Annotated in this window: 18 protein-coding genes; 6 read left to right on the forward strand and 12 right to left on the reverse strand. The window is 67.8% G+C overall.

The genetic code is table 11. From position 1 onward, the window contains the following. Window positions 1-188 precede the first annotated feature (188 nt). Entirely contained in the window at window positions 189-938 is a 750-nt protein-coding gene (locus PV764_RS01475; protein WP_019182947.1) for a M48 family metallopeptidase, read from the forward strand. 50 nt (window positions 939-988) lie between these two features. Here the strand turns inward: PV764_RS01475 and PV764_RS01480 are convergent, their stop codons facing one another. Then, window positions 989-1858: a LytTR family DNA-binding domain-containing protein gene (locus PV764_RS01480; protein WP_019182948.1), complete on the reverse strand. Its 870-nt coding sequence runs from the start codon at window positions 1856-1858 to the stop codon at window positions 989-991. A 175-nt stretch (window positions 1859-2033) separates the two neighbouring features. Between PV764_RS01480 and PV764_RS01485 the strand changes: the two genes are divergently transcribed. Continuing rightward, complete coding sequence (locus tag PV764_RS01485; RefSeq protein WP_421116040.1) at window positions 2034-3260, forward strand: acyltransferase family protein; 1227 nt, start codon at window positions 2034-2036, stop codon at window positions 3258-3260. A 4-nt stretch (window positions 3261-3264) separates the two neighbouring features. Here the strand turns inward: PV764_RS01485 and PV764_RS01490 are convergent, their stop codons facing one another. Next, entirely contained in the window at window positions 3265-6144 is a 2880-nt protein-coding gene (locus tag PV764_RS01490) for a VIT domain-containing protein (RefSeq protein ID WP_421116041.1), read from the reverse strand. A gap of 148 nt (window positions 6145-6292) precedes the next feature. Between PV764_RS01490 and PV764_RS01495 the strand changes: the two genes are divergently transcribed. Next, window positions 6293-7339 (forward strand): DUF1176 domain-containing protein, encoded by a 1047-nt coding sequence (locus PV764_RS01495; protein ID WP_421116042.1) that lies wholly within the window; start codon window positions 6293-6295, stop codon window positions 7337-7339. 18 nt (window positions 7340-7357) lie between these two features. On the opposite strand, the gene recJ is transcribed toward PV764_RS01495, so the two are convergent. From recJ to dapB, 7 genes are all read right to left on the reverse strand, one after another. Next, window positions 7358-9022: a single-stranded-DNA-specific exonuclease RecJ gene (gene recJ / locus PV764_RS01500; protein ID WP_421116186.1), complete on the reverse strand. Its 1665-nt coding sequence runs from the start codon at window positions 9020-9022 to the stop codon at window positions 7358-7360. Between the two features lie 155 nt (window positions 9023-9177). After that, entirely contained in the window at window positions 9178-10098 is a 921-nt protein-coding gene (locus tag PV764_RS01505; protein WP_046273446.1) for a phosphoglycerate mutase, read from the reverse strand. Between the two features lie 5 nt (window positions 10099-10103). Beyond that, window positions 10104-10568 carry a transcription elongation factor GreA gene (greA, locus tag PV764_RS01510; protein ID WP_026069738.1) on the reverse strand — a complete coding sequence of 155 codons (465 nt, stop codon included), beginning with the start codon at window positions 10566-10568 and terminating at the stop codon, window positions 10104-10106. An 8-nt stretch (window positions 10569-10576) separates the two neighbouring features. Then, window positions 10577-13819 carry a carbamoyl-phosphate synthase large subunit gene (gene carB / locus PV764_RS01515; RefSeq protein ID WP_019182957.1) on the reverse strand — a complete coding sequence of 1081 codons (3243 nt, stop codon included), beginning with the start codon at window positions 13817-13819 and terminating at the stop codon, window positions 10577-10579. A 54-nt stretch (window positions 13820-13873) separates the two neighbouring features. Beyond that, complete coding sequence (locus tag PV764_RS01520; RefSeq protein WP_139146366.1) at window positions 13874-14431, reverse strand: hypothetical protein; 558 nt, start codon at window positions 14429-14431, stop codon at window positions 13874-13876. Next, window positions 14428-15558: a glutamine-hydrolyzing carbamoyl-phosphate synthase small subunit gene (gene carA, locus PV764_RS01525; RefSeq protein ID WP_019182959.1), complete on the reverse strand. Its 1131-nt coding sequence runs from the start codon at window positions 15556-15558 to the stop codon at window positions 14428-14430. Before carA ends, PV764_RS01520 begins: the two co-directional genes overlap by 4 nt. A 241-nt stretch (window positions 15559-15799) precedes the next feature. Then, window positions 15800-16540: a 4-hydroxy-tetrahydrodipicolinate reductase gene (gene dapB / locus PV764_RS01530; RefSeq protein WP_026069739.1), complete on the reverse strand. Its 741-nt coding sequence runs from the start codon at window positions 16538-16540 to the stop codon at window positions 15800-15802. Between the two features lie 187 nt (window positions 16541-16727). Between dapB and PV764_RS01535 the strand changes: the two genes are divergently transcribed. From PV764_RS01535 to PV764_RS01545, 3 genes are read left to right on the forward strand one after another with little or no spacing between them, the layout of a single operon-like run. Then, window positions 16728-17129 carry a MerR family transcriptional regulator gene (locus PV764_RS01535; RefSeq protein WP_019182961.1) on the forward strand — a complete coding sequence of 134 codons (402 nt, stop codon included), beginning with the start codon at window positions 16728-16730 and terminating at the stop codon, window positions 17127-17129. A gap of 54 nt (window positions 17130-17183) precedes the next feature. Beyond that, a complete protein-coding gene (locus PV764_RS01540; protein ID WP_019182962.1) occupies window positions 17184-17765 on the forward strand; it encodes an NAD(P)H-dependent oxidoreductase in 582 nt (193 codons plus the stop codon). Between the two features lie 3 nt (window positions 17766-17768). Next, entirely contained in the window at window positions 17769-18209 is a 441-nt protein-coding gene (locus PV764_RS01545; protein WP_421116187.1) for a DUF4304 domain-containing protein, read from the forward strand. 125 nt (window positions 18210-18334) lie between these two features. On the opposite strand, the gene PV764_RS01550 is transcribed toward PV764_RS01545, so the two are convergent. From PV764_RS01550 to PV764_RS01560, 3 genes are read right to left on the reverse strand one after another with little or no spacing between them, the layout of a single operon-like run. Next, complete coding sequence (locus PV764_RS01550; RefSeq protein WP_421116043.1) at window positions 18335-18589, reverse strand: DUF6587 family protein; 255 nt, start codon at window positions 18587-18589, stop codon at window positions 18335-18337. Continuing rightward, window positions 18589-20445, reverse strand: coding sequence for a ferrous iron transporter B (gene feoB / locus PV764_RS01555; RefSeq protein WP_019182965.1), 1857 nt, complete (start codon window positions 20443-20445; stop codon window positions 18589-18591). The genes PV764_RS01550 and feoB overlap by 1 nt, the downstream gene beginning before the upstream one ends. Next, window positions 20442-20699, reverse strand: a complete 258-nt coding sequence (locus PV764_RS01560) for a FeoA family protein (protein WP_019182966.1) — start codon at window positions 20697-20699, stop codon at window positions 20442-20444. Before PV764_RS01560 ends, feoB begins: the two co-directional genes overlap by 4 nt. Window positions 20700-20769: the final 70 nt, after the last annotated feature.

A 20769-nucleotide genomic window follows, 5' to 3' on the forward strand; every position in this document is an offset into this window, starting at 1 on the left:
TGCGAAAAGACTGTCCATCATAGCCTATCCGGGCCTTTCCGGCGGTGGCCGGGGCGGCAGGTACCCGCCGGCGGGCAGGAAAGCGAGATCGCTGAACACGGGCGCCCGGCCAGACGGTAGACTTCGGCCCCGCCGCGCGGCCCCCTGCCCGCGGCGTCCCCCAACGCACTACATGGAGCACCACCCCGATGAGGACGTCATCCTCCGCCCTGCTGCTGGCCTTCGCCTGCCTGACCGCCTCCACCGCCGCTTCGGCCCTGGACCTCAAGCAGCTGACCAGCACCGGCCTGAAGGCCGGCCAGGCGCTCACCCTGTCCGACCAGGACGTGGCCAAGGCCGCCGACGAAGCCTGCGTCTACATGGACCAGCAGAACAAGGTCGCCCCCGCCAACTCGCCCTACGCCCAGCGCCTGGCCAGGATCACCCAGGGCCTGGCCAACGAAGACGGCATGAACCTCAACTTCAAGGTCTACCTGACCGACGACGTCAATGCCTGGGCCATGGCCAACGGCTGCGTGCGCGTGTACTCGGGCCTGATGGACATGGCCTCGGACGACGAAGTGCGCGGCGTGATCGGCCACGAGATCGGCCACGTCAAACTGGGCCACTCCAAGACCAAGATGCGTACCGCACTGCTGGCCTCGGCCGGTCGCGACACGCTGGCCGCCTCGGGCAATGCCAATATCGCCACCCTGACCCAAGGCCAGCTCGGCGAACTGGCCGAGGGCTTCGTCAACGCGCAGTTCTCGCAGAAGGAAGAAAGCGCTGCCGACGAATACGGCTACCGCTTCATGAAGCGCCACCAGTACGATCCGGCCGCCCTGGCCAGCATGTTCCGCAAGCTGTCCAGCAAAGGTGGCCTGATGTCCTCCCACCCGGGCTCGGAAGCCCGCGCCGGGCGCATCGACGCGATGATCAAGAAAGACAGCAAGCGCTGAGTTCCCTGCCGGCACCCTGCTCCGCCAGGGTGCCGGTCAGCCAGGCCGGGTCAGGCCGTTGCCTGCACCGCCAGCGCCTGCCGGAACGAGGGCAGCTGCCGGCGACTGCACGGTACGCGCCCACCATCGTCCATGTGCAGCAAGGCCTCGCCCCCGTCCAGCGGCTCGATCGAGACCAGGTGCCGCACGTTCACCAGCCAGCTGCGGTGGGCCCGCACGAACACGGCCGGATCCAACCGTTCTTCCAGTGCCGCCATGGTGCTGCGCAGCGGGTAGTCGTGCCCGCGCACCCGCAGATTGACGTAGTTCCCGGCCGCCTGGGCGTACTCGATATCACCGGTGGCGACCAGGAAGTCGCGGCCCAGCTTGCGCACCAGGAACCGCTCCGGACGTTCCACGGCGTCCACCGGCGGAGCATCGTCCGGCGCGGCCAGCAGATGCGCCTCGCCTTGCCGGCGCCGTCCGAACCAGCTGAAGAAGTGCTCGATCGCCACGAAGGTGAAGAACGCACGCACATCCTTGAGGTACTCGTACACCAGGCGTACCGGCCAGCTGGCATCGTCCTGGTAGTGGTAGCCGAGCGCGGCATAGGCGAGATGGCGCAGCCCCATCATCCCGGTGACATGCACCAGCGACCACGCCACGCTGGCCAGCAGGTACAGCGGCAGGCGGCGCTTCCAGGTATCGGCATGCAGCGGCCAACGCTGGCAGCCCCACCACAGGACCGGCAGGGTCAGCAGGATCATCGTGACGCTGCTCAACTCCCAGATCATCGGCTGCCACAGGCCCAGGTCTTCGCCACGGCGCCCCGCATCCATCACTTCCACCAGCGCATTGGCCACCGCGGTGGTCAGCAGGATCACCGACCACACCAGCATCCGCGCACCCGGCCGCCACCGCGCGGCACGTCCGTTCGCCATTGAATCGTCCATTCGCAAAGGGTCGTCAGCCTGACTCATCACGCCATGGTAGTGCGCCCCGCCCGTCCCTTGGCGACCGCCATTGGTCACTTGGCACCCACGGCAGAGCCCTTTGCCATGGCCGAACCCCCTCACAGTGCGCACCGTGGAGGCTCCTGCCCTCCCTGCCCCATCCATGCCACGCCGCCACGACATCGACGCCCTGCGCGTACTCGCCTTCGCCCTGCTCATCCTGTATCACACCGCCATGGCCTACGTGGACGGCTGGGGGTTCCATCTCAAGAGCGACCACACCGCCGAGTGGCTGCAATGGCCGATGCTGCTGGTCAACCGCTGGCGGATGCAGCTGTTGTTTCTGCTCTCGGGCATCGCCATCGCCTTGATGCGGCCGGAGACACCCATCGTGCGCTTTGCCGTGCTGCGCTCGTGGCGGTTGCTGCTGCCGCTGGTGTTCGGGATGTGGGTGGTGGTGCCGATCCAACCCTACTGCGAGGCAGTGACCAACGGCCGCATCGAGCCCGGCTTCGGCGCGTTCCTGCTGCGCTACTGGCAGATGCCGGCCTGGCCGCAGGACAGCTTTGCCGGCTGGCAGCTGCGCATCACCTGGAACCACCTGTGGTACCTGGCCTACCTGTGGGTCTACACGCTGGTACTGGCCTTGCTGATGCCCGTCCTGGATACCGCTGCCGTGCATCGCGCCGTGGAGCGCTTCGCCCGTGCGCCGGCGCCGCTGCTGATCGGGCTGCCCAGCCTGCTCTCCTTCGGCTGGGTGGCCTGGCTCGATCCCCGGTTCCCGTCCACCAACCTGCTGTTTGGCGATTGGTACCAGCACGCCAAGTACGGAACGGTGTTCCTGGCCGGCTACCTGCTTGCCCGCGCCACCCCGTTCTGGGCGCGCGTGGTCGAGCTGCGCCGGACCACCCTGTGGGTGGCAGCCGTTGCGGCGAGCTGGTACTTCGGCATCCGCCTCCTGGGGCGGGTGTTGCCTGACGATTCGGTGCTGCGGCAGTGGCCGGACAGTGTCTGGACGCTGCAGGTGATGGCCAGCCAGTCGCTGTACCTGTGGGCCGTGCTGCTGGCCCTGCTCGGCTGGGCCAAGGTGTATCTGGATCGCCCGTTCCGCTGGCTGCCGTACTGCACCGAGGCGGTGTATCCCTGGTACATCCTGCACCAGAGCCTGATCATCGCGCTGCTGTTCTGGCTCAAACCGCTGCACCTGGGGCCGTGGTGGGAGCCGCTGCTGGTGCTGGCCGGGACGGTGGCCGGCTGCCTGGTGCTGTACGAAGGGCTGATCCGGCGCGTTGGCTGGCTGCGCCCACTGTTCGGACTGCGCCGGGAGCGGCTCTCGCCGATGCGTCCCGCCGCCGGTGGCGCAGCGGCGGGATCGCCAGGGGCCGGCTAAGCGGCTACTTCACCTCGAACTCCCCGACCAGCACCGTCTCCGCGCGGTCCTTCAACCGCAGCGTGACCTGCTGGTCGCGCTGGTCGCGGCTGCCCCATCGGGTGCTCAGGCGCAGCATCAAGGTGGTGGCACCGGTGACCAGCTGCTCGCGGCTGCCGAAGTAGTTCGCTTCGATCCTGTAGATGCCCGGCTTGGCATCGCGCAACGAGAACTGCTCCGGGCCATAGCCGCCGGTGAAGTCCTGCGACATCTGCCCGCCCTGGTAGGTCAGCCGGTTGCCGTAGTAGGCGCGCTCGCCATTGGGATCGGTGACCCACAGGTCCATGTCGCTGTTGTCACTGTCCCAGCTCAGCACCACGCGCAGGTCCAGCGGCATCGCACGGCGCAGGCGTGGATCGATGGCCGAGGCATCCACACGCTCGCGCGCGATCAGTCGGGTCAATTCATCCAGCGCGATCAGCGAGATGCCGTCGAAGCGGCCATCCCACGGGCGTACCACCACTTCATACAGCGATGCCACCGCCGCCTGGTACTGCCCGGCCGCTTCCAGCGCCAGGCCGAGGTCACGGAAACTCTGCGGCTCCTCCTCGCCCATCGCCAGCACCTGGCGGAACACCGGCACGGCCAGCGCCGGCGCCTTGGCCTGCATCAGGCGATAGCCGAGCACGCGCAGCACGTGGCGGTTTTCCAGTTCCATCTCGGCGAGATTGGAGAGCACGCGCAGGGCCAGCTCCCGCTGTCCGCTGGCCTGCAGCAGATCGGCTACGTCCAGATAGAAGGCGCTGCTGCCGGCGTGCTGTTCGCGCTCCTGCAGATACAGTGGATACAGCTGCGCCGGCTTGGCATCGCGCAGGCGGCGTGCATAGGCCGAATCCGGTGCCCACGGCGCCAGCGTCAGTGTGATCTGGCCACTGTTGGCCCTGGGTGCCGATTTGGGGCGACGCTCGGTGGTGGCCTCCGCCTCATCGGCCGCCGCCGAGGCGGTCAGCTCGACACGGTCCAGCGCCATCGGCGCCGCAGGTGCCGGCGGTGGCGCGGCCATCGCCATGGCCACCGGCGCGGCGACAGCGTGCACGTCCGGCTTGGGCTGCGGCGGCGTATCTTTCGGCCAGCGGGTATTCCACCACTGCTCGCGCTCGGCGAACTGGCGGGCGATGCCATCCAGGCGGCGCTTCCGCTCGGTTGCCACGTCGGCCACCGTCAACGCATGGCGCTGGTCGTAGGCCGCGCGCAGCGGAGCCGGCGGGCGGATGCCATAGCGCAGATAGTCCTCCAGCGTCTCCAGGACCAGCAGCGATGTATCGGCCGTCACGATCCCGAACTGCCGGGCCAGCGCCTTGGCCTCCGGCGCCCCGGCGGGGTCCGCCGCCAGTGCTGCCAACCGGTCATTCGCCCACGCGTGAGCGACCAGGCCGCCGTCCACCGCACGCGCGTTCGCGACGTTGAGCGTGACCGGCTGCGGATCGCTGTCGCCACCACGCAGGGACAGCAGCACCGTCGCATCGGGACGCAGCAGGCGGCCGGTGACGCGAATCCAGCCCTGCGCAGCCCGCGAGGCATCCACGTTCACGTCCTCCACGCCACGTGCCAGCACATCGGTCACTTCGGCGGGCTGCCGCAGCAGCAGCGGCATTACCGTCTCCACCTCCGCCTCGCTGCCCAGCTGCAGCAGCTGACCATGATGGGCGCTGGTCCACGCACGAAGGCGCGGCGCGTCGGTCTTCGCACCGGCGCTGCTCAATGCATACAGGCGCTGATCGGGCGACAGGGTGGGCAACGCCTGGCGGCCATAGTTGGCCAGGCCATCGCTGACCAGCAGGTACTCGCCGATGGTGCGGTTCGGCGTCCAGTCGCCCAGCGCACTGGCGCCATCGTGGGGCAGCGCCAACAGATACTCGCGCAGCGCCGACCAGTCGCCCCGGGTGATCGGGAACTCACGCGGCGCTTCGCTGCGGTCACGCAGCACCGTCAGCTGGACCTGACCCGAGCCGAACACTTGGAAATAGCGGTCCAGCACGGCCAGCTCAGCCGCACGGTTGCGCGTACCGGCCGAACCGGAGGCATCCCAGAGCAGACCGATGCGCGCAGGCAGGACGCGCGCGGCGGTCGGGGTGCGGACGGGCACGCTGGCCAGCAGATAGCGCTGCCCATCATGCAGCCCGGTGACCAGGTCAGTGCTGCGCGCAAGCGGAAGGCTCCACTGCAGTTGGGCAGGCAGATCGGCGCCCCGCCCCTGCCACTGCGCCGCGTAGGCACCGGCCTTCAACGTAAACCCGAGAGGATTGACGCCCACGCCGACCGGCTTGCCGGTCCCGCTGGTCTCCAACCGCAGCGTCAGTTGCTCGGCCTGGCGTGCGAAGGACACCGGCAGTGACCAGTGCAGACCCTGCGGCACGAGCGGCAGGCTGTCACGCAGCACCAGCCGCACACGCCGCTCGCCACGCGCCGGGATGGGATACAGGCGCAGCCGGAACTGATTGCCGGCGGTCTGTTCCAGCAGACCCGGATCGACCTGGCGGCGTTCGATCGCCTCGAAGACCTGGCGTCCCTGCGCCTTGGGTACCGGCACCGCATCGCGAAGCGTGCCATCGATATCCAGTGCGAAGCCGGCCACCTGCTGGCCGTAGGCCAACGGAAATTCCAGCTGCCCTTCCAGCACGCGCGCATTGGGATTGTGGAAGGTCAATTCGATCGTGGTTTCGCCGAGCCCTGCCACGACGCGACTGTCGATGTGGGCCTCGGTCAACCGCACCGGCACCTCGGCACCGGCGACCTCCAGGATGGGTGGGCGCGGCGAGGGAAAACGCCGTGGCTGTGCGTGGGCGCTGGGCAGCTGCCAGCACAGCAGCGCGAGCAGACCGATACTGCGCAGTGCGAGTCCCATGTGAGGCTCCTGATCCGATGTCCCTCCATTGAACGCACCGCGATCCGCAATGGGGTTGAGCGGTGGCAATCGCCTGTTCCGGTCATGGACGCCTCATCCGCGCTGGGCCAAGATCGCTCTCCACGGATTGATGGACCAAGGATGCCGCATGCGCCTGTTGTTGACCGCCCCGCTGTTGATGGGGCTCGCCCTGCCCGGTTATGCCGCCGCCATCGAGGGCGTGACGTTCACCCACCACGACTGGACGCTGGCCTGCGACAACACCCGCACCTGCCGCGCCGCCGGTTATCAGGCCGATGACAATGGCGGCGACCCGGTCTCGATCCTGCTCACCCGCGCGGGCGGGCCGGATCAACCGGTCCACGCGGAACTGATGCTCGGCCAGTACGACGACAACACGGCCACCAAGCGGCTCAGCCTGAGTATCAATGGCACCTCGCTGGGCCCGATGCAGTTCGATGCCGCCGAGGGCACCGCCACCTTTTCCGCGAAGCAACTCGCTGCCCTGCTCGCTTCGCTGGCACGCAACAGCCGCATCGAGCTGATGGGCGACGATGGCGCGCGCTGGACGGTTTCCGATCAGGGCGCCTCGGCCGTGCTGTTGAAGATGGATGCGTTCCAGGGCCGCCTCGGCACACCCGGCGCGCTGATGCGCAAGGGCACGCAGGCCGAATCCTCGGTGCCGCCTGCACTGCCGGTGCCGGTCGTGCAACTGGGCAAGCCGGTGCCAACCCGCCCGGCGGACAAGGCGCTCGCCGCGTCGCCCGCGCTGCGCGCCGCGCTGGCGGCGGTGACGTCGGCCGACGACTGCGAAGGGTTGGGCGCCGGCGGCAGCCTGTCACCGGACGGCGAACCCGAAGCGCTGACCGTACAGCGGCTCAGTGCCGACAAGCTGCTGGTGTCGCTGAGTTGCTGGCGCGGGGCCTACAACACCGGCGACGGCTACTGGGTGATCAACGACCGCGCGCCGTACCAGCCGCGGCTGGTCACCACGGCAGCCGTGGGGGATGAGGTGCGCACCATCCAGGAGGCGCAGAAGGGCCGTGGCCTCGGCGACTGCTGGTCCACCACCACGTGGGGCTGGACGGGCTCGCAGTTCGTGAAGACGGCCGATTCCAGCACCGGGTTGTGCCGCCTGGTTGCCGCCGGTGGCGCCTGGGAAATGCCGACGCTGGTGACGCAGGTACGCGAGTAAGCCGCATCCGCGCCGCCGTCACGCGTCGGCGCAGTGCTCCACAATCAACTGGATCGCGCCGCCGCCCCGGTAATCATCGCTGACCAGCCGGTAGGCGATATGCACCTGGTTGGCCGGTGCATTGCCGGTCCAGCCGCTGAAGTGGATGGCGCTGATCGGCTCGGCACGGCCGGGCACGCGCAGGCTCAGCTTGAGGTGTTTCTCTTTGAGCACCTGCCAGCGGGCTACCTGGAAGTGACCATCGAACAAGGGCTCCGGGAAACCCTGCCCCCACGGCCCGGCCAGGCGCAGTGCCTCGGCATGGGCGAAATCCAGTTCCTGCGGCAACAGCTCGCCGTCGGTGATCAGCAGCTGCTGCAGCGAGAGCGGATCCAGCGTACGTTCCACCACCTCCACGAAGGCCTGCTCAAACGCGGGCAGCTGCGCGTGCGGCAGGCTCAGGCCGGCGGCCATCGCATGCCCACCGAACTTGTCGATCAGGCCCGGGTGCGCCGCGTTGACCAAGGCCAGCGCGTCACGGATATGGAAGCCGGGAATCGAGCGCGCCGAACCGCGCAGTGAATCGCCGCCAGGCTCGGAAGGCGCGAACGCGACCACCGGCCGGTGCAGCCGGTCCTTCATCTTGGAGGCCACCAGGCCGACCACGCCCGGGTGCCACTGCGCATCGAACAGGCAGGCCGCAACCGGGCGCACGCCCTCGGCACTGAGCACCGCACGGGACACGGCCAGTTCGGCGTCGTCGGTCATCAGCTGCTGAACCGCACGGCGCTCCGTATTGATCGATTCCAGCGTTGTGGCGATCTCACGCGCGTGGGCGCGGTCTTCGGTGAGCAGCAGCTCGATGCCCAGTGCCATGTCTTCCAGCCGGCCGGCCGCATTCAAACGTGGGCCCAGCGCGAAACCGATGTCGCTGCCGGTCAGCCGCGAGGCATCGCGCCCGCTGGCTTCGATCAGCGCCTGCAGCCCGACGCAGCCCTTGCCGCTGCGCAGCCGGCGCAGGCCAGCCGAGACGAGGGCGCGGTTGTTGTCATCCAGCGCCACCAGGTCGGCGACGGTACCGACCGCGACCAGGTCGAGCAGGGTCAGCAGGTCCGGCTCCGGGGCCGTGGCGTAGGCGCCCTGCCCGCGCAGGTGGCGGCGCAGCGCCATCAATACATAGAAAATCACCCCGACGCCGGCCAGTGCCTTGCTCGGGAAGGCATCGCCGCTGATGTTGGGGTCCACGATCGCATCGGCCGGCGGCAGGTGCTCGCCAGGCAGGTGGTGATCGGTCACCAGTACTTTCCAGCCCAGCGCCTTGGCCGCGTTGACGCCGGCGTGGCAGGCGATGCCATGGTCGACCGTGACCAGCAGCCCGGGATTGAGCGGGGCCAGTTCGGCCACCAGTGACGGCGACAGCCCATAGCCGTGCAGCATGCGGTTGGGCACGGCGTGCACCACATCGCGCGCGCCGAGCATGCGCAGGCCGCGCACGCCAACCGCACAGGCCGTGGCGCCGTCGCAGTCGAAATCACCGACGATCAGGATGCGTTCGTTGTTGGCGATCGCATCGGCCAGCAGTGTTACCGCGGCCTGCATGCTGCCGAGCAGGTCAGGCGCATGCAACTGGGCCAGTTTCGGCTGGGCCTGTGCGGCATCCGTGACGCCGCGGGCGGCATACAGGCGCTGCAGCAACGGCAACATGGACGAGGGCCACTCGCTGACGGCGGCGGCAGGACGGCGCTGGATACGGGGTGCTTCAGACTGGGTCAAAACAGGCTCGATCAATGACGTGCGCGCCCATGATACCGCCCTGCTACCGGTAGAGCCGTCCGCTGGCCGGCTGCCGTTCGGCGCACTCAGAGCTCGTGCAGCTGCACCGGCTTCTTCCAGAACCGCCAGCGCTGGGCCTTGTCGATCTCCACGCGGGTGCCGTCCTCGAAATCCAGCACCAGCCGCTTCAACTCCCCGCGTGCGATCGCCGCCAGCAACGGGCGGATCGCATCGTTGCCCAGCTGTTCCAGCGAACGCAGCTGGCGCAGGTCCACCAGGGCATCCACGGTCTGCTCCCCGTCGGCCTGCAGGCCCGCGGCCTTGGCCAGTGCCTGCAGCAGCGCATCGCGGCTGCGGACCTGGGCATGCGCGGTGGTCACACGTTCGGGCAGCTCACCGCCGCCCCAGAACCACAGCGAATTGATAGCGCGCTTGCCCTCGCTCACGCGCTGCTGGTTCCACGCATGCTGGTGCAGCACCACCTGCGCTTCGGTCAGCAGGGCGCGCCAGCGGCGGCCGGCATCGCCTTCGGGCAGATGGGCGAACAGATCATCGCCGAGCACTTCATCCGGCTCGGCAAAGGCTGGCAGGGTCGTGCCCGGCGGAAGACGCAGGTACCAGCGCGACGGCACCGGGGCATCCAGCACGAAACCGAACCCGGCAAACAACGGCTGCAACGCCGGCAGCAGGTGCATGGCATCGGCCAGTTCGGGGCGCAGGGTATCCCCGTGCCCCATCAGGCGCGCGCCATGCATGTCCGGCACCACATTGGCCGGATCGGCCCGCAGCCACACCGCCCCGTCGGCATCGCCGACATCCAGCTGGCGAGTCAGGGCTGCGGCCGACCACGCGTCCGGCTGCGTCTGGAAATGCCGACGCAGCTGGGCGCGCTCGCCCGCATCGGCACTGCGGCGTTCGGCACGCCCCAGCGCCTTGGCGACGTCATCGGGCAGCGGCGCCGCCGGAAACCGGCTGCGCGCCGGCAGCAACAACGTCGCCGTGGCCATCGCGGTCAGTCCAGGTACTGGACGCTGACGATTTCGTACTCGCGCTGGCCGGCCGGCGCGTCGATGGTGACCGCATCGCCTTCCAGCTTGCCGATCAGGGCACGCGCCAGCGGCGAGGAGATCGCGATCAGGCCCAGCTTGATGTCCGCTTCCAGGTCGCCAACGATCTGGTAGCGCTTTTCTTCATCACTCTCCACGTCCGACAACTCGACCGTGGCGCCGAACACCACCTTGCTGCCGGCGTTGAGCTTGGTGATGTCGATGATCTCGGCATGCGACAGCTCGCCTTCCAGCTGCTTGATGCGGCCTTCGATGAAGCCCTGCTCTTCGCGGGCGGCGTGGTACTCGGCGTTCTCCTTGAGATCGCCGTGCTCACGGGCCTCGGCGATCGCCGCGATGACCTTCGGGCGCTTGACCGACTTCAGGTGGTCAAGCTCTTCGCGCAGACGCTGCGCGCCCTTCAGGGTGATCGGTGCTCTCATGCGTTCAACTCCTTGTGCAGTTCCTGCAGCGACCAGACCGGGCCGGTCCCGCGGAATTCCAGTGATTGCACCAGCGCCTTGGCGCCGGCAATGGTGGTCGAATAGGTGACGCGGTGCTGCAGCGCCTCGCGACGGATCGAGAACGAGTCGTTGATCGCCGCGCGACCTTCGGTCGTGTTGACGATGTAGACGATCTCGCCGTTCTTGATCGAATCGACGATGTGCGGACGGCCTTCGACCACCTTGTTGACGATCTCGCAGTCCATGCCGTGCTGCTGCAGCCACGCGGCGGTGCCACGGGTGGCGACCAGGGTGTAGCCACGCTCGAGCAGGGCCTGGGCCACCGGCAGGACGCGCTTCTTGTCCGGATCACGGACCGAGACGAAGGCCTTGCCCAGCGGCGGGGCCTTGATGCCACCGGCTTCCTGCGCACGCGCGAAGGCGGCGCTGAAGCTGCGGCCCACGCCCATCACCTCACCGGTGGAGCGCATCTCCGGCCCGAGGATCGGGTCGACGCCCTGGAACTTGGCGAACGGGAAGATCGCTTCCTTGACCGAGTAGTAGCCCGGCACGATTTCCTTGGTGGCGCCCTGCTCGGCCAGCGTCTTGCCGGCCATGCAGCGCGCGGCGATCTTGGCCAGCGGCATGCCGGTGGCCTTTGAGACGAACGGCACGGTGCGCGAGGCACGCGGGTTCACTTCCAGCAGGTACACGATGTCTTCGCCGTTCTCGCCGGCCTGGATAGCGAACTGGGTGTTCATCAGGCCGACCACGTTCAGGGCCTTGGCCAGCTCCACCACCTGGCGACGCAGCTCGGCCTGGGTTTCAGCGGACAGCGAGTACGGCGGCAGCGAGCAGGACGAATCGCCCGAATGCACGCCGGCTTCTTCGATGTGCTCCATCACGCCGCCGATCAGCACGTTGCCGTCCTTGTCGGCAATGATGTCCACGTCCACTTCCACGGCGTTGTCCAGGAAGCGGTCCAGCAGCACCGGCGAATCGTTGGAGACCTTCACCGCGTCGCGGACGTAGCGGGCCAGGTCGGATTCACCGTAGACGATTTCCATCGCGCGGCCGCCCAGCACGTAGCTCGGGCGCACCACCAGCGGGTAGCCGATCTCGCGCGCCAGCAGCAGGGCTTCCTGGTCGTTGCGGGCGATGCGGTTCGGCGGCTGCTTCAGGCCGAGCTTCTCCACCAGCTGCTGGAAACGCTCGCGGTCTTCGGCCAGATCGATGGAGTCCGGCGAGGTGCCGATCACCGGCACGCCGTTGGCTTCCAGCGCGCGCGCCAGCTTCAGCGGGGTCTGGCCGCCGTACTGCACGATCACGCCCTTGGGCTGTTCCAGCTCGACGATCTCCAGCACGTCTTCCAGCGTCAGCGGCTCGAAGTACAGACGGTCGGAGGTGTCGTAATCGGTGGAGACGGTTTCCGGGTTGCAGTTGACCATGATGGTTTCAAAGCCATCATCGCGCAGCGCCAGCGCGGCGTGCACGCAGCAGTAATCGAACTCGATGCCCTGGCCGATGCGGTTCGGACCGCCGCCCAGGATCATGATCTTGTCGCGGTTGCTCGGGGCCGCTTCGCACTCGTCCTCATAGGTCGAGTACAGGTAGGCGGTGCTGGTGGCGAACTCGGCGGCGCAGGAATCTACGCGCTTGTACACCGGGCGTACCTTGTGGGCACGACGCAGCGCGCGCACGGCCGCTTCGTTGGTGCCGGTCAGTTCGGCCAGGCGGGCGTCGGAGAAACCGGCGCGCTTGAGCTTGCGCAGGCGTGCGGCGTCCAGTGCATCGATGCCGTCGGCGGCCACCTCGGCCTCGGCCTGGATGATCTCTTCGATCTGGTCCAGGAACCACGGGTCGATGTGCGACAGCGCGAAGACCTCTTCCACGCTGAAGCCGGCGCGGAACGCATCACCCACGAAGAACAGGCGCTCCGGGCCCGGGGCCTTGAGCTCGCGCTTGAGGGTGGTGATGTCGTCTTCGTTGGCCAGGTCCAGGCCGGTCGGGTCCAGCCCGATCTTGCCGGTTTCCAGGCCACGCAGGGCCTTCTGCAGCGACTCCTGGAAGGTGCGGCCCATCGCCATCACCTCGCCCACCGACTTCATCTGGGTGGTCAGGCGTGCGTCGGCGGCCGGGAACTTCTCGAAGGCGAAGCGCGGGATCTTGGTGACGACATAGTCGATCGACGGCTCGAACGAGGCCGGGGTCAGGCCACCGGTGATCTCGTTCTTCAATTCGTCCAGGGTGTAACCCACGGCCAGCTTGGCCGCGACCTTGGCGATCGGGAAGCCGGTGGCCTTGGAGGCCAGCGCCGAGGAACGCGACACACGCGGGTTCATTTCGATCACCACCACGCGGCCGGTGGTCGGGCTGATGCCGAACTGCACGTTCGAGCCGCCGGTGTCCACGCCGATCTTGCGCAGCACGGCGATGGAGGCATCGCGCAGGCGCTGGTATTCCTTGTCGGTCAGGGTCTGGGCCGGGGCCACGGTGATCGAGTCACCGGTGTGCACGCCCATCGGGTCCAGGTTTTCGATCGAGCAGACGATGATGCAGTTGTCGGCGGTGTCGCGCACCACCTCCATCTCGAATTCCTTCCAGCCCAGCACCGACTCCTCCACCAGCACTTCGGTGGTCGGCGACAGCTCCAGGCCGCGGGTCACGATATCGACCAGCTCTTCGCGGTTGTAGGCGATGCCGCCACCGCTGCCGCCCAGGGTGAAGCTGGGGCGGATGATGGTCGGGTAGCCGACGCGGGTCTGGATCTCGATCGCTTCTTCCAGCGTGTGCGCCACCGCGGCGGACGGGCACTCCAGGCCGATCTCACCCATCGCCACGCGGAACAGCTCGCGGTCTTCGGCCATGCGGATGGCGTCGCGCTTGGCGCCGATCAGCTCGACGTTGTACTTCTCCAGCACGCCGTTGTCGGCCAGGTCCAGCGCGCAGTTCAGCGCGGTCTGGCCACCCATGGTCGGCAGCAGCGCATCGGGCTTTTCCTTGGCGATGATCTTCTCGACCGTCTGCCAGTTGATCGGCTCGATGTAGACGGCGTCGGCCATCTCCGGGTCGGTCATGATCGTGGCCGGATTGCTGTTGACCAGCACCACGCGGTAACCCTCGTCGCGCAGTGCCTTGCAGGCCTGCGCGCCAGAGTAGTCGAACTCACAGGCCTGGCCGATGACGATCGGGCCAGCACCGATGATGAGGATGGTTTTAAGGTCAGTGCGCTTGGGCATTGTCTTCTCTAAGTCTGGACAGCGAGGCAGATGGGGGTGATCGCACGCTGTCGATCAGGAAATATCGTCGGGGTTCAGCGCGATCCGGCACTGGTCCTGCAGTCCTTTGGCCAGCTGCACGCCGATGTCGTCGGGCAGCTCCGATTCGATGTCGAGCGTGGCGATGAAGCGGGTGTAGGCCGGGCTGGCCAGGAACGCAGCCACTTCGGCGCGCTCGGCTTCACTCAGATCCACGTTGGACTTTTCGGCGATCGTCGATGGATTCGCAGCGGCGAAGGCCGAGGAGAGGCTCTTGCCCCCGGGGGTGCCCAGGAAGCGCGACCACTCCGCGATCACCTCGTCGCCGTCGTTGCCGAGGCCGGAGATCACCGAACGACGGAACTGTGCGTCGAGGAGGCTCTTGATCGGCGCATGCGCGCACTGGCGATCGGTCTCGGGCAGCGCATTGAGCGCGGGCACGTTGTCGACCATCAGCTTGGCCATGTCCGTGCCCAGCGTGCCCAGGCCCAGGGACTGGACCACCGCCCGCACCTCCGCATCCGTGGCCGGTGCGGCCTGGGCCACACCGGTGAAGCACAACAGCGACAGCAGCAGCACGGGGCTGCGCATCACGCCTTGGCCTCGGCCATCAGGGTCACGAAGCGGTCGAACAGCGGACCGACGTCATGCGGGCCCGGCGAGGCTTCCGGATGGCCCTGGAACGAGAACGCCGGCACGTCGGTGCGGGCGATGCCCTGGTTGGTGCCGTCGAACAGCGAGCGGTGGGTCACGCGCAGGGTGGCCGGCAGCGAGGCTTCATCCACCGCGAAGCCATGGTTCTGCGAGGTGATCATCACGCGGCCACCGTCCAGGTCCTGGACCGGGTGGTTGGCGCCGTGATGGCCGTGGCCCATCTTGACCGTCTTCGCACCGGAGGCCAGCGCCAGCAGCTGGTGACCCAGGCAGATGCCGAAGGTCGGCACCTTCTTCTCGAGGAAGGTCTTGATGGCGGCGATCGCGTAATCGCACGGTTCCGGGTCGCCCGGGCCATTGGAAAGGAACACGCCGTCCGGGTTCATCGCCAGCACTTCGGCGGCCGGGGTCTGCGCCGGCACCACGGTAAGCTCGCAGCCGCGCTCGGCCAGCATGCGCAGGATGTTGAGCTTGGCGCCGAAGTCATAGGCCACCACCTTGAAGCGCGGTGCGGCGTTGACGAAGGCGTTGCTGTCCAGATCCAGCTGGCCCTCGGTCCAGGTGTAGCGCTTGTCGGTGCTGACCACTTTGGCCAGATCCATGCCCTTCAGGCCGGGGAACGTGCGGGCCGCTTCCAGCGCCGTTTCCACGCTCAGGCCTTCGCCGGCCATCAGCGCACCGTTCTGGGCGCCGCGCTCGCGCAGGATGCGCGTCAGCTTGCGGGTATCGATCCCGGAGATGGCGACCACGCCGCGCTGGATCAGCCAATCCTGCAGCGACACCTGGCTGCGCCAGTTGCTCGGGCGGCGCGGCACATCGCGCACGATCAGGCCGGCCGACCACACCTTGGCCGCTTCGTCGTCCTGGTCGGTCATGCCGGTATTGCCGATATGCGGGTAGGTCAGCGTGACCATCTGCCGGGCGTAGGAAGGATCGGTCAACACTTCCTGATAGCCGGTCATGGCGGTGTTGAACACCACCTCACCAACGGACAGGCCGGGCGCGCCTACGGATTCGCCCTCGAATACGGTGCCGTCTTCGAGGACGAGGATTGCGGCTTGGGTCACGGAAATCTCACTTTGGCTACCGAGGGGTCGCCGAAGTCACGCCTGCGCTTCACGAAAAAGCGGCTGCAAAAAAGCGCGGACTGCGGTTCTGGACCGGTCCGGCTGTCGTGATTCGGCGAGCGGGAATTGTAAAGGGAAGCCGGGTTCGACGCCAGTATCCGCGTGCAATTGCCCTATTCAGCCCGACAGAGGGCATGGCGCCGGTTCAGGCGCCTGCCCCAGCTGGCCGCGCGGGCCCCATTCAGACGGCGGGCGGCGGGGTGGCGCCATCCAGCAGGTCGCGGACCCGATAGCTGCCCGGGGCGCGGCCCGGCAGCTGGGCGGCGGCAAACAGCGCGCCGCGGGCGAAGATGTCGCGGTTGGTGGCGCGGTGGGTCAGCTCGATGCGCTCACCCAGCCCGGTGAACTGCACCAGGTGCTCGCCCACGATGTCCCCGGCACGCAGGCTGGCGTAGTGCGGGTGCGCCCCGCCCTTCTCCGCCGCGGCGCCCAGGGTCAGGGCGGTACCGGAAGGCGCATCCTTCTTCTGGGTGTGGTGGGATTCGACGATATCGCAGTCCCAGCCGGCCAGCGCCGCTGCGGCCCGCTCCACCAGTTCATCCAGCACCGCCACGCCCAGGCTGAAGTTCGAGGCCCAGACCAGTGGAATCCGACCCGCCGCCTGGATCAGTGCCTGGCGCTGCGTCTCGCTGATGCCGGTGGTGCCGGACACGAAACCCGCGCCGCGCTCCACGCACAGCGCCAGCACCGGATCAAAGCCCTCGGGCAGGCTGAAATCAATGGCGACATCGAACTGGGGCGCGCCGGCCAGCTCGCTGCTGGCGAAATGCGGCACGCCGTCCACCACGCGCTGGGCCGGCGAGCGGCGGGTGACCGCGGCAACGACCTGCAGGGCGGGATTGTCGGCGGCAAGACGGAGCAGCGCCTGGCCCATGCGGCCGGAGGCTCCGTGGATGAGCAAACGTAGGGGAGTGGTAGTCATGCCAGCAGGCTAGCGGGTGGCAACGACGATGTACAAGAGGAAAACCACCCGCGGCTTGCTACGCTGGACGACCGGTCCCTCTGGCAGCCTCTCCATGCAGCGTTCGCAGCGCCTTCCCGTCACCCGTAGCGCACCGGCCCTCGGCCATCACCTGGCGTTGCGTGGCGGGCCGATGCGGTATTGATCCATGCGCATCTCCGACATCGCGCGACGCAGCGGCGCCAGCCAGAAGGCCATCCGCCTGTATGAAGCACGCGGCCTGCTGGCGCCGGTCCCGCGGGTCAATCGCTACCGCGACTACAGCGAACAGGATCTCCACCTGGTCCAGCTGATCCGCCAGGCCCTGACACTGGGGTTCCGGCTCGCCGACGTGGCCTGCCTGCGTCGTCCCGACGGCGGCATCGATTGGCCACGCGTGCAGACATTGCTGGTCACGCGCCAACAGGCGGTGCGCGCAGACATGGAGCGCCTCCACCAACTGGACCAGGCGCTCACCGTTCTACGCGATGAGGTGGCCGAACTCGTCGTCCACGGGGATACCGGCGCACTGGAAAGCTGCATGGCCGCTGGCGACTGCCGGGCCGCTTGACTCTGCCCCATGGGGCAGACCGCAGGCTTGCGCTCCGCTCCTGCGAGTACGCCCATGTCCCGCTCCATCGTCATCCTGCTTGGCCACCCCGACCGTGACAGCCTGTGCGGCGCAATGGCCAAGCGCTACCGGGACGCCGCGCAGGCGGCCGGCCACGGCGTCCGCCTGTTTGCGCTGGGCGAGGCAGAATTCGATCCTGTCCTGCGCCATGGCTACCGCCAGATCCAGCCGCTGGAGCCGGACCTGCAGGAGATCATGGCCGCCATTGCCGAATGCAATCACCTGGTGCTGATCTACCCGACCTGGTGGGGCGGCATGCCGGCGCTGTTGAAGGGCTTCTTTGACCGCGCCTTCCTGCCTGGCGTCGCGTTCCGCTATCGCAAGGAGTCGGTGTGGTGGGACAGGTTGCTCAGTGGGCGCAGCGCGCGGGTGATCACTACCCTGGACACCCCACCCTGGTACTACCGCTGGGTGTACCGCATGCCGGGCTATCAGCAGATCCGCCGCACGATCCTGGCGTTCTGCGGGATCAATCCGGTCAGGATCAGCGGATTTGGGCCGGTGCGCAGCACCAGCCTGCAGGTGCGCGAGGGGTGGCTGCGCAAGGTGGCCGCGCTGGGACGGGCGGCGGCGTAGCACCTGGCGCTTGCCAAGGATGCGGGTTTTCTGGGAAACACAGTCACTCGGTATCGCGATCATGACAAGTTTCTGCTTGTCATTAACCATCAAAAATCCGCATTTGGCAGGAACTTCTACCTGAACGTGGGCCTCTACTTCCATGAGATGCTGGAAGAACCACTGGGCGAAACCGCGATAAGAGGAGCGTTCAAAGTCCATACTCCGGCTCCCCACCCCCACGTCAGCTGGCGCATAGAAAACACGCCGGGGATGCCCGCCGCTGTCACGCAGGAGCATTTGGATTCGTTGGTCGTGCAGAATGATACTGACGATCTCCGCAGAACGCTGGGCTTGGCACTGGGGGTTTTACTGGCATTCGTTGACGCGCACGCTGATCGCAAGGCGCTCCGCCAGCTGACGGATGCTCGCCTGTTCAACGCGATGATCCTTAAAGAAGTGTAGCTACGTTAGCCGTGCACGGCATTTGCCGCCGATGTTCCCACCGTGTCGGGGCAGTTTGTGTAAGCCTCAGCGTATCGAACAGGTGAACGTCGCGCGCGATACCCCTGCGCCGCGTGGATCCCGCGTCAGTGCTGCTTCGGGGGCGTCGGCCCACAACTGTCGCAGCCGCCACACGCACCACCGCCACCCGTGGCAGGTGGCGCGATCTTCCGGCCCAGCACCTGCAGCCAGGCGGCGCGCCGCGGCTTCACCAGCCCCAGCGCGATCGCCCCGCGCGCCTTGCGCACGGTGCCGGGGAACTGCTTCTTCATCACCACCCACGCGCTGACCAGCACGGCCAGCGCGATCACGGCGTACTGCAGCAGCAGGCCGGTCTCCATCAGCCGCCGCCCAGTGCCACGGTCACCTGGTAGGTGATCAGCGAGGCGATGTATGCGGCCGCGAACAGGTAGAACGTGGCGAAGCCCATCTGCTTCCACGAGTTGGTTTCGCGCTTGATCGTGGCCAGCGTCGAAATGCACATCGGCGCGTAGATGTACCAGACCAGCAGCGACAGCGCGGTGGCCAGCGACCAGCCATCGCTGATCAGCGGGGTCAGCGCCTGACTGGCCGCATCGTCATCAGCGGCCGACAGCGCATACACCGTGGCCAGCGAGGCCACCGCGACTTCACGCGCGGCCAGGCCCGGAATCAGCGCGATGCAGATCTGCCAGTTGAAGCCCAGCGGCGCGAAGAACACGGCCATGGCGTGGCCGATCTGCCCGGCGAAGCTGTAGTCGATCGCCGGCATGGTCGCGTTCTCGGGCGCGCCCGGGAAGGACAGCAGGAACCACAGCAGGATGGTCAGCGCCAGGATGATGCCGCCCACGCGCTTGAGGAAGATCATGCCGCGCTCGTACAGGCCCACCGCCAGATCGCGCGGGTGCGGGATGCGGTAGGACGGCAGTTCCAGCATCAACGGATGCTCGCTCTTGTCGCGGCGCCACTTCTTCATGGTCCAGGACATCAGCAGCGCGCTGAGAATGCCGGCCGCATACAACCCGAACAGCACCAGGCCCTGCTGGTTGAACACGCCCCAGATCTGCTTCTGCGGGATGAAGGCGCCGATCAGCAGCGCATACACCGGCAGGCGCGCCGAACAGGTCATCAGCGGCGCGACCAGGATCGTGGCCAGCCGGTCGCGCGGGTCCTGGATGCTGCGGGTGGACATGATGCCCGGCACCGCGCAGGCGAAGCTGGACAGCAACGGGATGAACGAACGGCCGGACAGGCCGGCCGCGGCCATCATGCGGTCCAGCAGGAAGGCAGCGCGCGGCAGGTAACCGGACTCTTCCAGCGCCAGGATGAAGGCGAACAGGATCAGGATCTGCGGCAGGAACACGATCACCCCACCGACGCCGGCGATGATGCCGTCGGTGAGCAGGCTGTTGAGCGGGCCCTCGGGGAGCGCGCCGCCGATCCAGCCCCCCAGCGCGGCCGTGCCGGCCTCGATCAGGTCCATCACCGGCGTGGCCCAGGCATACACCGCCTGGAAGATCAGGAACATCACCACCGCCAGGGTTAGCAGCCCGAACACCGGGTGCAGCAGCCAGCGGTCCAGCGCGTCGTCGATCTTCGCCGTCCGCGTCGGCATGCTCACCGAAGCGGCGAGGATGTCGCGCACCTGGGCGTGGTAATCGGTCGCCGCGGGCACCGCGACCGGGGCCTGCAGGTGCGGCACCATCGCATCCAGGCGCTCCACCAGCCTGGCCGCGCCGTTGCGGCGCACCGCCACGGTCTCGACCACCGGCACGCCCAGCGCCTGCTCCAGCGCCTGGACGTCGATCTTGATGCCACGGCGCTCGGCCGCATCGACCATGTTCAGCGCCACGATCATCGGCTTGCCCAGCTCGCGCAGTTCCAGCGCGAAGCGCAGGTGCAGGCGCAGGTTGGTGGCATCGATCACGCACAGCAGCACGTCCGGGGCGGCCTCGCCCGGGTAGAAGCCCCGGCACAGGTCCCGGGTGATCGCCTCGTCCAGGCTGGCCGGCTGCAGGCTGTAGGCGCCCGGCAGATCGAGGACGGCGAATTCGCGGCCGGACGGCGCGCGCAGGCGGCCTTCCTTGCGCTCCACGGTTACGCCGGTGTAATTGGCTACTTTCTGGCGGCTGCCTGTCAGCTGGTTGAACAGCGCGGTCTTGCCGCTGTTCGGGTTGCCGACCAGGGCGATGCGCAGGGCGTTGGTGGCAGCGCTCATGCGCGGGCCTCCTGGCCCTGCAGCGCGGTGACCACGATGCGGGCGGCCTCACTGCGGCGCAGCGCGAAGCGCGTGAACCCGACCTGCACCAGCAGCGGCTCGGCGCCGACCGGACCACGGGCTACCAGACGGACCTCTTCCCCTTTGACGAAGCCAAGCTCCTTCAGGCGGCGGGCGATCGCATCGTTTGCGTGTAGTTCCTGCACGGACTCCACCAGGGCGGAGCTGTACAGCGCCAGATCGGACAACGTCACGGAGCGCCTTCTCGATGATAGGAATGGTTATCAATTCTACCATCGCCGCGCCGCGTCATTGCCCGTGACC

This window comes from Stenotrophomonas sp. AS1, from assembly GCF_048957655.1.
GTDB classification, from domain to species: Bacteria; Pseudomonadota; Gammaproteobacteria; order Xanthomonadales; family Xanthomonadaceae; genus Stenotrophomonas; species Stenotrophomonas bentonitica_A.